The sequence below is a fragment of the Rhodococcus sp. NS-SX18 genome (assembly GCF_057367935.1).
Genome location: NZ_CM170633.1, coordinates 3,217,358 through 3,229,968, shown reverse-complemented (window position 1 = coordinate 3,229,968; position 12,611 = coordinate 3,217,358). Strand labels below are relative to the sequence as shown.

At 68.9% G+C, this 12,611-nt stretch carries 11 protein-coding genes; 4 read left to right on the top strand and 7 right to left on the bottom strand.

What is annotated here, in order from left to right; all coding sequences use genetic code 11:
- Positions 1-132: 132 nt before the first annotated feature.
- Positions 133-336 (bottom strand): hypothetical protein, encoded by a 204-nt coding sequence (locus tag AC2IPW_RS14865; RefSeq protein ID WP_054375128.1) that lies wholly within the window; start codon positions 334-336, stop codon positions 133-135.
- 329 nt (positions 337-665) lie between these two features.
- On the opposite strand from AC2IPW_RS14865, the gene AC2IPW_RS14860 reads away from it, so the two are divergent.
- The 3 genes from AC2IPW_RS14860 (at position 666) to AC2IPW_RS14850 (ending at position 3,274) form a co-directional block, all read left to right on the top strand.
- Positions 666-1,793 carry an NDMA-dependent alcohol dehydrogenase gene (locus AC2IPW_RS14860; RefSeq protein ID WP_054375132.1) on the top strand — a complete coding sequence of 376 codons (1,128 nt, stop codon included), beginning with the start codon at positions 666-668 and terminating at the stop codon, positions 1,791-1,793.
- Between the two features lie 37 nt (positions 1,794-1,830).
- Positions 1,831-2,661, top strand: coding sequence for a serine hydrolase domain-containing protein (locus AC2IPW_RS14855; protein WP_003937069.1), 831 nt, complete (start codon positions 1,831-1,833; stop codon positions 2,659-2,661).
- Between the two features lie 103 nt (positions 2,662-2,764).
- The gene (locus AC2IPW_RS14850; protein WP_003937070.1) at positions 2,765-3,274 is read left to right on the top strand and encodes a DUF3145 domain-containing protein; all 510 of its coding nucleotides are present in this window, start codon (positions 2,765-2,767) and stop codon (positions 3,272-3,274) included.
- A gap of 70 nt (positions 3,275-3,344) precedes the next feature.
- Here AC2IPW_RS14850 and AC2IPW_RS14845 read toward each other — a convergent pair whose 3' ends face one another.
- The 6 genes from AC2IPW_RS14845 to aceE form a co-directional block, all read right to left on the bottom strand.
- A complete protein-coding gene (locus AC2IPW_RS14845) occupies positions 3,345-4,778 on the bottom strand; it encodes an acyl-CoA carboxylase subunit beta (RefSeq protein WP_450121635.1) in 1,434 nt (477 codons plus the stop codon).
- Between the two features lie 99 nt (positions 4,779-4,877).
- Positions 4,878-6,125, bottom strand: a complete 1,248-nt coding sequence (locus tag AC2IPW_RS14840) for a KasA/KasB family beta-ketoacyl-ACP synthase (protein WP_003937072.1) — start codon at positions 6,123-6,125, stop codon at positions 4,878-4,880.
- An 8-nt stretch (positions 6,126-6,133) separates the two neighbouring features.
- A complete protein-coding gene (gene acpM / locus AC2IPW_RS14835) occupies positions 6,134-6,412 on the bottom strand; it encodes a meromycolate extension acyl carrier protein AcpM (RefSeq protein WP_003937073.1) in 279 nt (92 codons plus the stop codon).
- Positions 6,413-6,529: 117 nt separating this feature from the next.
- On the bottom strand, positions 6,530-7,447 hold the full coding sequence (locus AC2IPW_RS14830) for an ACP S-malonyltransferase (protein WP_040782669.1): 918 nt from the start codon (positions 7,445-7,447) through the stop codon (positions 6,530-6,532).
- Positions 7,448-7,575: 128 nt separating this feature from the next.
- Positions 7,576-8,889, bottom strand: coding sequence for a PucR family transcriptional regulator (locus tag AC2IPW_RS14825; RefSeq protein WP_238586446.1), 1,314 nt, complete (start codon positions 8,887-8,889; stop codon positions 7,576-7,578).
- Between the two features lie 49 nt (positions 8,890-8,938).
- A complete protein-coding gene (gene aceE / locus AC2IPW_RS14820) occupies positions 8,939-11,791 on the bottom strand; it encodes a pyruvate dehydrogenase (acetyl-transferring), homodimeric type (protein ID WP_040782636.1) in 2,853 nt (950 codons plus the stop codon).
- Between the two features lie 357 nt (positions 11,792-12,148).
- On the opposite strand from aceE, the gene AC2IPW_RS14815 reads away from it, so the two are divergent.
- Entirely contained in the window at positions 12,149-12,571 is a 423-nt protein-coding gene (locus tag AC2IPW_RS14815) for a DUF3052 domain-containing protein (RefSeq protein WP_003937077.1), read from the top strand.
- The last annotated feature ends 40 nt before the right edge of the window (positions 12,572-12,611 follow it).

The following is a 12,611-nucleotide window of genomic DNA, read 5'->3' as shown; positions in this document are numbered from 1 at the left end:
GACCGTGGATATCACCCCGGATCTCACCCCCGCCCGCTGTCACACCCGTCGGCGCCTGCCCGATTGACATCATGGTGGCGTCGAGCACCCCGACGCTCGGCGCCACCTCGGACCGGCGCCCCGTCCGTCGCGTCAGTCCCGCAGCTCCGCACACACGGTGCGCGGCCGCTCGGCACGTGCCGCACGGTGGGGGCGTCGTCTGAGCCCCTTCGGCTGCATCGGACCGGACCGCGGGGACCGATGCTCGGCCCGGAGGGCGATCGCTGCCCCGACGATCGTGGCAACCACCGCAGCGACGGCGACCCACGCGACGAGCAGCGAGGCGATCACGTTCATGCCGTCTACACCGCTGCTGCCCGGGGGAGGGTTACGCGGTTTTCGATCTTCACCCTGGGATTCACCCTGGTCGACGTCCTGTTCGCGTGATCGGTCCGGTTCCACCGCGCCGGCGGCGTGCCTGGCCGCATCGCAGCTCGATCGTCAGCCCGATCCTCCGGCCCGGGCCGGCGGGGGCGAGCCGGCGGGCGACATCGGGACGCAAGTCCCTACCCGGCGCCGGTCGTCCGTCCCACCGTGCCGGGTCGGCAATAGAACCTGTTCCAATTTCGTCGTCTTGTGGCTATGGTCACATGCGTACACACGCACTGTGACGGAGGGCGATGCAGATGAAGACCAAGGGCGCGATCCTGTGGGGTCTCGACGAGCCGTGGTCGGTGGAGGAAATCGAGATCGGTGACCCGGTCGCGGGTGAGGTGCAGATCCGCATGGAGGCGGCGGGCATGTGCCACTCGGACCACCACATCGTGACGGGAGCGACGCCCATGCCGTCCTTCCCGGTGATGGGCGGGCACGAAGGGGCCGGCGTCATCACGAAGGTCGGAGACGGCGTCGTGGGCCTCGAGGTCGGCGATCACGTCGTCCTTTCCTTCATTCCGGCGTGCGGGCGCTGCCCGTCGTGCGCCACCGGCCACTCGAACCTGTGCGATCTCGGCGCCGGGCTGCTCAGCGGGATGGCGATCTCCGACGGCACCTACCGGATCCACGCGCGCGGACAGCACGTGATTCCGATGTGCCTGCTCGGCACCTTCTCGCCCTACATGACGGTCAACCAGACTCAGGTCGTCAAGATCGACAAGGACGTCCCGTTCGAGCTGGCCGCCCTCGTGGGCTGCGGCGTGCCCACCGGCTGGGGATCGGCCACCCACGTCGCCGACGTCAAGCCCGGTGAGGCCGTCGCCGTGATCGGCGTGGGGGGTGTGGGAATGAGTGCGCTGCAGGGCGCCGTCGCCTCCGGAGCGCGGCAGATCTTCGCGATCGACCCCGTGCCGTGGAAGCGTGAGCAGGCCCTGAAGTTCGGCGCGACGCACGCCTACCCGTCGATGGCCGAGGCGCTCATGCCGATCATGGAGACCACGTGGGGACGCATGGCGGACAAGACGATCATCACCGTGGGCGAGATGCGCGGTGAGTACGTCGAGGAGGCTCTGCAGCTGACGGCGAAGAACGGCCGCTGCGTGGTCACCGCGATGGGGCACATGACGGACATGGACGTGAAGCTGAACGCGTTCCTGTTCGCGATGCTGCAGAAGGATCTGCAGGGCAACATCTTCGGCGGCTGCAATGCGCGGGTCGATATTCCGAACCTGCTCGCGATGTACAAGGCCGGACACCTCAACCTCGCGGACATGGTCACCCGGACGTACACCCTCGAGCAGGTCAACGACGGCTACCAGGACATGCTCGACGGGAAGAACATCCGCGGCGTCATCCGGTACACCGACGCCGATCGGTGATTCCGCGGCCACCGGTGCCGTCTTCTAGGCTGGGTACGTGAACAGCCTCGACGCGATCTCCGACTGGCCTGTCGACCACGCCGCCGCCGCGGTTCTCACCCGCGCCGGCGGTGTCGTCGCAGAGCACGGCGACCAGTTGCGGCTCTACCGTCTCGCATCGGTCACCAAGCCCCTCGTCGCCTACGCGGTCCTCGTCGCCGTGGAAGAGGGCGCGCTCGAGCTCGATCAGCCCGCCGGCCCGTCGGGGTCGACCGTCCGCCATCTGCTGGCGCACGCATCGGGACTGGCCTTCGACGAACGCACGGCGCAAACGGAGCCCGGCCGCAAACGGATCTACTCGAGCGCGGGCTTCGAGATTCTCGCGGAGCTCGTCGAGGGTGAGACGGGCATCCCGTTTCCCGAATACCTCACCCAGGCCGTCTTCGAGCCGCTCGGCATGCGGGAGTCGTCGCTGCCGGGACCTGCCGGGCACGGTGGGCAGTCGTCGCTCGCCGACCTGACGCACTTCGCCGCGGAACTGCTCGCGCCCCGTCTGGTGTCGGCGCAGACCCTCGAGGAGGCCACCCGGGTGCAGTTCCCCGGTCTCGACGGGATCGTGCCCGGATACGGGATGCACAAGCCCAACGACTGGGGGCTCGGTGTCGAGATCCGCGGCCGGAAGGACCCGCACTGGACCGGTTCGGCCAATTCGCCCGAAACGTACGGGCACTTCGGTCAGTCCGGTACATTCCTGTGGGTCGATCCCCGCGCGGAGATCGCGTGTGTCGTGCTGACGGACAGGGCTTTCGGCGACTGGGCGAAACCACGGTGGCCCGCCCTGTCGGACGACGTTCTCACCCAATTCTCAAATTCCTCATCCGTTCTCTAGCGAAACAGGAGTAACACAGGCAGACTGTCCCCTGTCGCCACGCGCGACCGCTTCGATCTCAGGCCGTTGGGGAAGACGTCCCTCGTCGAAGTGGAGGTGTGTAGTGCGTGCGTCGAACCAGTTCGCGGATGCGACGACCGGGGTGGTCTACATCCACTCGTCGCCTGCTGCGGTCTGCCCGCATATCGAATGGGCACTGGCCGCCACCCTCGATTGCCGTCCGGACCTCACCTGGATCGGTCAACCGGTCGACGTCGGACAACTACGCACCACTGTGAACTGGGCGGGTCCCGTGGGGACCGCCGCACGCCTCGTCGACGCTCTCCGGGTGTGGCCGATGATCCGCTTCGAGATCACCGAGGACCCCAGCGACGGCGTCGACGGCGAGCGCTACAGTCACGTGCCCGGACTGGGACTGTGGCGGGGCAACACGAGCGCGAACGGGGACGTCGTGGTCGGCGAGATGCGGCTGCGGTCACTGCTCGCCGGCGGCAGCAACATCGTCGAGGAGCTGAATCGGGTGCTGGGTACGGCCTGGGACGAGGCCCTCGAGCCCTACCGCAGCGGCGGCGAGGGTGCCGAGGTGACCTGGCTGCGCCGGAACGTGGGATAGGCCGCTACGCGGCCGGTGCGTCCTTCGGGCTGCTGGGACAACCCGGAGGACGCACCGGCGGCGCAGCCGTCTACAGCGGGATGTTCTTGTGCCGGCCGCGACGCGCCGGAGCCGCCGCCAGCGCCTGAGCAAGCGTGCTGCGGGTCGTCGCCGGATCGATGAGTTCGTCGACGACACCGATCGACATCGCCCGACCGACGCCGCCGGCGATCGCCTCGTGCTCGGCAGCGAGACGGTCGTGCAGGGCTTCGCGTTCCTCCTCCGGTGCCGCGGCCAGAGCCCGCTTGTGCAGGATCCCCACCGCGGCCTTGGCGCCCATCACGGCGACCTCGGCATCAGGCCAGGCGAACACGGCGGTCGCACCCAGTGCCCGGGAGTTCATCGCGATGTAGGCGCCGCCGTAGATCTTCCGGGTCACCAGCGTCACGCGGGGCACCTCGGACTCGGCGAAGGCATGCAGCAGCTTCGCGCCGCGACGGACGACACCCTCCCATTCCTGGCTGACGCCGGGCAGGTAGCCGGGCACGTCGACGACGACGACGAGAGGGACACCGAACGCATTGCACAGGCGCACGAAGCGCGCGGACTTCTCGGCGCTGACGGAATCCAGGCAGCCACCGAGGCGCAACGGGTTGTTCGCGATGACGCCGACGGTGCGGCCGCCGAGACGGCCGAAACCGGTGACGACGCTGCGGGCCCATCCGGCCTGCAGCTCCTCGAAGCTGGACTCGCCCTCGACGTTGTCGAGCAGCTCGTGCAGGATCGGGCGGACATCGTAGGCGCGGCGCGGGGATTCGGGCAGCAGCGCCCGCAGGTCGGTGTCGCCGCGACGGGCGGCGTCGAGGTCGAACTCGCCCTGTTCGGCGAGCATCGACACGAGGCGACGGGCTCGGTGCAGGGCGTCGTCCTCGTCGTGGGCGGCGATGTGCGCGACGCCCGACTTCTTGGTGTGGGTGTCCGGACCGCCGAGGGATTCCATGTCGACCTGCTCACCGGTGACGCTGCGCACCACGTCGGGGCCGGTGACGAAGATGCGGGCCTCGGGCGCCATGATGACGATGTCGGTGAGTGCCGGTCCGTAGGCGGCGCCGCCCGCCGCGAACCCGAGGACGACGGAGATCTGGGGGATCCGGCCGGAGGCGCGGACCATCGCCTCGAAGATCAAGCCGACCGCGTGCAGGGAGTCGACGCCCTCGGCGAGCCGGGCACCGCCCGAATGCCACAACCCGACGATCGGGATGTCCTGCTCGAGGGCGGTGTCGATGGCGTCGACGATGTGCTTGCAGCCGTCCACGCCCATGGCGCCACCCATCACGGTGGCGTCGGAGCAGTACGCGACGGTCCGGACACCGTCGATGGAACCGATCGCGGCGAGCATGCCGGACTTGTCCCGGGGGTGCAGCAGGCTCAGGGTGCCCGCGTCGAACAGCCGCTCGAGCCGCCGGAGCGGATCGCGGGGGTCGACGGCGGCGTCGCGCGTCTGAGCAGGTTCCAGGACGGTCATCGCGTTCTCCTCGGACAAGGCAAGAGCGGGGGATGGGCGCCGGGGGTGGGGATCTCGTGACGAGATCCCCACCCCGACGGGGAGCGAAGTCCGGTCGGGTCAGGCCCGGCCGAACGCGAGCGCAACGTTGTGCCCACCGAAACCGAACGAGTTGTTCAGCGCGAAATCGATCTGGCCGTACCGGGCTTCGCCCTTCACGACGTCGAGATCGATCTCTGGATCCTGGCTGTCCACGTTGAGCGTGGGCGGGATGACCCCGTCCCGCAGGCTCAGGACCGTCAGGACCGCTTCCAGCGCACCGACCGCACCGATGGAATGCCCGAGGGCACCCTTCGGTGCGTAGACCGCGGCATGGTTGCCGACCGCGGCATTGATCGCCTTCGCCTCGGCGATGTCACCGATGGGTGTGGCCGTGGCATGCGCGTTGACGAATCCGATGTCGGCCGGCGCGAGGCCGGCGCCGCGGAGGGCCTTCGTCATGGCGCGTGCCGCGCCGGTCCCCTCGGGATCGGGCGCCACGATGTGGAATCCGTCCGAGGTGATGCCGGCGCCGAGCAGGCGGGCGTGAATGGTGGCGCCGCGAGCCTTGGCGTGTTCCTCGGTCTCGAGCACCATCAGCGCGCCGGCCTCGCCGAAGACGAAACCGTCGCGGTCCTTGTCGAACGGACGCGACGCCCCACGCGGATCGTCGTTGCGGGTGCTCAGTGCCCGCATCATGGCGAAGCTGGCGGTGGCAACTGCGTCGAGCTGGCCCTCGACGCCACCGGCGACGACGATGTCGGCGTCGCCCATCGCGATCATCCGGTAGGCGTGGGCGATGGCCTCGTTGCCGGACGAGCAGGCGGACACCGGCGTCATCACGCCGGCCTTCGCGCCGAGCTCGAGACCCACGGTCGCCGACGGGCCGTTCGGCATGACCATCTGCACGGCGAACGGAGACACCTTGCGGTAGCCGTCGCTGCGCAGCTTGTCGACCGCGTCGATGAGCGCTTCACCGCCACCGAGACCGGTGCCGACGACGACGCCGAGGCGTTCGCGGTCGACCTCCGGGCTGCCGGCATTCGCCCACACGGTGCGGCCGAGGTTGAGCGCGAGCCGCTCGACGAAGCTCATCCGGCGGATCTCGACGCGCGAGAGGGTTTCGTCGGGGCTCGTCTTGAGCTTGCCGCCGATGCGAACCGGCAGGTCGAACTCGTCGACGAATCCGGTCAGCGTGTCGATCCCGCTCTCACCGGCGAGCAGGCCCTTCCACGTGGCATCCACGTCACCTGCGATCGATGTCGTGGCCGCGAGGCTGGTGACGACGACGTTGGGAAATGTCCCTGTGCGGGGAGAGGCGGAAGTCACGGCTGGGCTCACTCGTTGTCGTTCGTGGCCTGGACGCCCTCGGCCTCGAGCTTCTGGATGTAGGCGACGGCGTCACCGACGGTGCGCAGGCTCGCGAGGTCCTCGTCGGGGATCTTCACGCCGTACTTGTCCTCGGTCTGCACGGCGATCTCCACCATGGACAGGGAGTCGATGTCGAGATCGTCGACGAACGACTTCTCGACGGTCACCTCGGAGGGCTCGATGCCGGTGACCTCTTCGATGATCTCCGCGAGACCGGCGATGATTTCTTCCTGGGTGGCGGCCACGTCGTGGCTCCCTTCTTCGTTTCGTCTTGCTGTGATCGGACCGGGTGGAGGGTTCCGCCCGGATTCCGGGTGCCCGTCGAGGGCAGGTCCCGTACTGCGCGACGCGCGCGCAGCAAACTAACCGACTCTGATCGATTCGGCCAGCGCTGAGATGTCCTCAGGGGTCTGGAGTGCCGTGGTCGGCGTGCCGCGCATCTCACGCTTGGCAATGCCGACCAGGGTGCCGGCCGGGGGAAGCTCCACGACCGCCGAGACCTCGGCCCCGCGCAGGGTCGCGGTGCACAGGTCCCAGCGCACCGGTCGGGTGACCTGTGCGGCAAGCTTGGTCAGTGCGTCCGCTCCGGAGGCGACGGGCGCCCCGTCGGAGTTGGACAGCAGTGTGCGGGTCGGATCGCTGGGGACGATCTTCGCCGCGGCCTCGGCGACGGCTTCCTGGGCCGGGGCCATGAACGCGGTGTGGAAGGCCCCGGCGACCGGAAGGGGCCGGATCCGGGCCTTCTCCGGAGCATTCGCCGCGAGCTCCTCGAGCGCTGTGAGGCGGCCGGCGGCGACGATCTGGCCGGCGGCGTTCACGTTCGCCGGCGTCAGGTCCAGCTCGGCCAGCCGCGCGAGCACCTCGTCCTCCCGGCCGCCGAGCACGGCCGACATGCCGGTCGGCTCGAGCGCGCACGCCCGGGCCATCTCGGCGCCGCGGACGGCAGCGAGCATGACCGCCTCGTCCGCGCTGATGACGCCGGCGATGGCTGCGGCGGCGAGCTCACCGACCGAGTGCCCGGCGACGATCGTGTCGTCCGGGACGAGGCCGCGGGACTCGAGCTCCTCGTAGGCGAGCAGTGCCGTCGCGACGACCAGCGGCTGGGTCACCGCGGTATCGGTGATCTCCTCGGCCGTCGCCGTGGTGCCGAGGCGTTCGAGGTCGAGGCCTGAGACCTTCGACCACAACTGGACGCGATCGCGGGCGCCGGTCTGCTCCAACCAGGAGGCGAGCATGCCGGGTTTCTGGGACCCCTGACCGGGGGCGAGCAGCGAAATCACGATGATCAGGGAACACCCTGGGGACACCCCTGCGAGATGTCGGTAGGGATGAACTCTCGGGTGCAGTTTTGTAGGGTTCCAACAAAACTGCACGTCGGCGTTCACCATCGACGAAGTGCCGCCCCCTGTTACGCGCCCGGTTCGCGCAATGTGAAGCGGGAGACAGGTGGGACTGGAGTCCGCAATTCGTTATGACTTCGAGCCAACCTTCCCACGGTGGCCGCTATCCGCAACACGTACGCATCACGGGGATTCGTCGGGTCCCGGCCGGTGACTTCTGTGATGCGCTTGAGTCGGTACCGCACGGTATTTGGATGAACAAACAGCTGTCGGGCGCAGGTCTCGACAGCACCCCCACAGTCGAGGTATGCGTCGAGGGTGTCGGCCAGCGCCACACCCGCCTCGGTGAGCGGAGCCACCACCTCGTCCTCGAGGGCGGCGATCGCTCCCGCGTCGCCGAGCAGGGCCCGCTCCGGCAGCAGCTCCGCCGCATGCACCGGCCGCGGCGCACCCCGCCAGCCGGCCACCGCTTCCATCCCGGCCATCGCCTCGACCGCCGAGGCATGCGCCGACGCGAGGGTGGGCGTGGTGGGACCGATCACCACCGGATCGTCGGAGAAGCTGCGCATCAGCTCGGACCGGAACGTCATCGCCTCGATGCTCCCGTGCAGCTCGCCGCTGACCACCATCACGAGCCGCTCACCCTGCACCACCGCCAGCGCCGCCCGGCCGTGCTGCTGCGCGATCGAGTGCACGGTCGTCACGACCGACACCCCCTCGTTCGGCGGGGGTGTACCGATGATCACGGTGGCCGGCGCCGTCGCATCCCAGTTCAGCGTCGCGGCGCGCGAAAGCATGTCCGAACCGGTGTCGCCACGGACCACCGCGTCGACGACCAGGGCCTCGAGGCGGGTGTCCCAGGCACCGCGGGACTCCGCTGCGCTCGCGTACACCGAGGCCGCGGCGAATCCGAGTTCCCGGCCGTAGCGCAGCGTCGCCTCGGTGAGCGCGACGAGTTGCTGCTCGTTGCGTGCCAGGGCCGGCAGCCACTGCTCGAAGAACTCCATGGCTGCGCGGACCATGTCCACGGTCTGGCGCAACGTCAGCCGCCGCGCCAGGTCCTGCGGGATCACCTGGAACGCGTCCAAGCTGAACCGCAGATCGCTGTCGGGATTGCGCACCCATTCCAGGAAGTCGACGACCGCCGTCTGGATGATCAGCTGCACGTTGGACCGCTGCGACGCGTCGAGATCGGCGAAGAACGGCAACTGCTCCTGCATGGAGTGCACGGCCTCGGTGGACAGCCGTCCGGAGAACTGCTTGACCCGACGAAGGAGCGCATCGGGCAGGGGATCTCGCTCAGGCCGCGCCGGCGGCACCGGACGCCCCGTAGGGACGCCCGGTGCGCGCTTCGGACGCGGCTCTGCGGGTTCTGCGACCATGGGACGAAACTACGCCCGCGGCCCGTCGCCCGCGGCAGAGCGGTTCGGATCAGGCCACGCCGGGATCCGAGGTCTGCTCCGGTGCGGCCGCCACGTCGTCGATCCGGTACCGCTGGGCGGCCTCGACGGCTTGCGCGCGATCGACAGCGCCGTCCCGGCCGAGGGCGGCGAGCACCGCGACCACCGTGGACTCCGCGTCGATGTTGAAGAACCGGCGCGTGGCGGGGCGGGTGTCGGAGAACCCGAACCCGTCGGCGCCGAGGGTGGTGTAGTCGCCCGGTACCCACTGCCGGATCTGGTCCGGTACGGCACGCATCCAGTCGGAGACGGCCACGAACGGCCCGGCGGCGTCGGCCAGGACCTTGGCCACGTACGGCGTCGGAGCGTCGGCGCCCGGGTCGAGCAGCGCCTGCCGCTCGCATTCGACGCCGTCGCGGCGCAGCTCGCCCCACGAGGTCACCGACCACACGTCTGCGGCCACGCCCCATTCGTCGGCGAGCATCTCCTGAGCCCGCAACGCCTCGGGCATGAGCACCCCGGAGGCGAGGATCTGCGCCTTCGGCCCGGCGCCCTCACCGCGGCGGTACAGGTAGATGCCCTTGAGCAGGCCCTCGACGTCGAGGTTCTCCGGCTCGGCCGGCTGCACGTAGGGCTCGTTGTAGAGGGTGATGTAGTAGAAGACGTTCTCGCCACCGAACCCGTCGACGCCCTCCGTGCCGCCGTACATACGGCGCAGACCGTCCTTGACGATGTGCGCGAGCTCGTAGGAGAACGCAGGATCGTAGGACACCACCGCCGGGTTCGTCGACGCCAGCAGCAACGAATGCCCGTCGGCGTGCTGCAGACCCTCGCCGGTGAGGGTGGTGCGGCCGGCCGTCGCGCCGAGCACGAATCCGCGGGCCATCTGGTCCGCCGCCGCCCACAGGCCGTCGCCGGTGCGCTGGAAGCCGAACATCGAGTAGAAGATGTACAGCGGGATCATCGGCAGCCCGTGCGTGGCGTACGAGGTGCCGACGGCGGTGAAGGAGGCGGTGGACCCGGCCTCGTTGATGCCCTCGTGCAGGATCTGCCCGGCGACGCTCTCCTTGTAGGCGAGCATCAACTCGGCGTCGACCGACGTGTACAGCTGGCCGTTGCGGTTGTAGATCTTCAGCGACGGGAACCACGAGTCCATACCGAACGTGCGGGCCTCGTCCGGGATGATCGGCACGATGCGCGGACCGATCTCCTTGTCGCGCAGCAGCTCCTTCATGATGCGCACCAAAGCCATGGTGGTGGCCACCTGCTGCTTGCCGGACCCCTTGCGGACCACCTCGTAGGTCTTGTCCCCGGGCAGCGGCAGCGGCGCATCGGCGGTGCGACGTTCGGGCAGGAACCCGCCGAGCGCGCGGCGCCGCTCGAGCATGTACTGGATCTCCGGCGAGTCGTTGCCCGGGTGGTAGTACGGCGGCATCTTCGGGTTCGCCTCGAGTTCGGCGTCCGAGATCGGGATGCGCTGCAGATCGCGGAAGTACTTGAGGTCGTCGAGCGTGAGCTTCTTCATCTGGTGCGTGGCGTTGCGGCCCTCGAAGTGCTTACCGAGGGTGTATCCCTTGATCGTGTGCGCCAGGATCACCGTCGGCTGACCCTTGTGCGCCATGGCCGCAGCGTAGGCCGCGTAGATCTTGCGGTAGTCGTGGCCGCCGCGCTTGAGATTCCAGATCTCCTGATCGCTGAGGTTCTTGACCAGCTCCTTCGTGCGCGGATCACGGCCGAAGAAGTGCTCACGGACGAACGCGCCGTCGTTGGCCTTGTAGGTCTGGTAGTCGCCGTCCGGGGTCACGTTCATCAGATTGACGAGCGCGCCGTCCTTGTCGGCGTGCAGCAGGGTGTCCCACTCCCGGCCCCAGACCACCTTGATGACGTTCCAGCCGGCTCCCCGGAAGAACGACTCCAGCTCCTGGATGATCTTGCCGTTGCCGCGGACCGGGCCGTCCAGGCGCTGCAGATTGCAGTTGACCACGAACGTGAGGTTGTCCAGACCCTCGGTCGCCGCGACGTGCGCGAGACCCCGCGACTCCGGTTCGTCCATCTCACCGTCGCCGAGGAACGCCCACACGTGCTGGTCGGAGGTGTCCTTCAAGCCGCGATCGTGCAGGTAGTGGTTGAACCGCGCCTGGTAGATCGCGTTCATCGGCCCGAGGCCCATCGACACCGTCGGGAACTCCCAGAAATCGGGCAGCAGCCGCGGGTGCGGGTAGGACGGCAGGCCGCCGCCCTGGTCGGCGTGGCTGGCCTCCTGGCGGAACCCGTCGAGTTGCTCGGCCGGGATGCGGCCCTCGAGGTAGGCGCGAGCGTAGATGCCGGGGGAGGCGTGCCCCTGGATGAAGATCTGGTCACCGCCGCCGGGGTGGTCCTTACCGCGGAAGAAGTGGTTGAAGCCCACCTCGTACAGTGCCGCGGAGGACGCATAGGTGGAGATGTGGCCGCCGACGCCGATGCCGGGACGCTGTGCGCGGTGCACCATGATCGCGGCGTTCCACCGGATGAAGGCGCGGTAGCGGCGCTCGACCTCCTCGTCGCCGGGGAACCACGGCTCGTTCTCGGTCGGGATGGTGTTCACATAGTCGGTCGAGGTGAGGGCCGGGATGGACACACGGCGTTCGCCGGCGCGCTCGAGCAGGCGCAGCATCAGATACCGGGCACGCGCAGGACCGGCGGACTCGAGCAGCCCGTCGAAGGACTCGAGCCACTCCGTGGTCTCGGCCGGGTCTATGTCCGGCAGGTAGGAGGCCACGCCCTCGCGGATGACCCGCACGCGGCCGTCGGTGGCCCCGGTGGTGTTCGGCGAGGATCCCGCTTCCGAGGCGCCCGGTGTGGCGGCGCTCGTCGAGGAATCGGGCTCGTGGATCAGGTCTGTCAACGTCTGCTCCTCATCGTGGTGGGGCGCGCAGGTGTGGCGCCCGCTCCGTAGGGCCGGCTCTTGTGGGAGCCGACTCATCGACATCTGAACGAGATGCACTGCTCATCTTCCCCCATCCCGCGGTAGGAGGCATCCCCCCGGGTGTACAACGCGCGCAGGGTGGGTATCCGGACGGTTCGGGTCCGCGCGGCGGGTCGGCAGTGTGACGCTTCTCGCGGTAACGTCCCCGGAAGATTCTCGAGAATTTCCGTGCGGTTCGGCTTGCGTTGAGCTCCCCGAGGATGTTCGCTTTGAAAAATCGCTCATGACATCCGGTACGCGGCAAGCCCGCGGCCACAACCGAAGGAGGACACCACCGTGGTCGCCGCGGCGGACGCCCAGAACTACGTTCAGAAGCTCGGTATCTCCCACGACCAGGTGGTTCAGGAACTCGGTTGGGACGAGGACACGGACGACGACCTGCGGGCCGCCGTCGAGGACACGATCGGATCGGACCTGCTCGACGAGGAATCCGACGAGGTCGTCGACGTGGTGCTGCTCTGGTGGCGCGACAGCGACGGAGACCTTGTCGACGCCCTGATGGATGCGATCGGCCCGCTCGCCGACGAGGGCGTCGTCTGGGTGCTGACGCCGAAGACCGGGCGTCCGGACCATGTCGAGCCCAGCGAGATCGCCGAATCGGCGACGACCGCCGGCCTGACCCAGACCTCGACCGCCAATCTCGGCGACTGGGTGGGCAGCCGGCTGGTGCAGCCGAAGGCCGCCCGCACCAAGCGCTGAGCACACCGCTCAGTTCCGCCACCGAAGTAAGGACGACCGA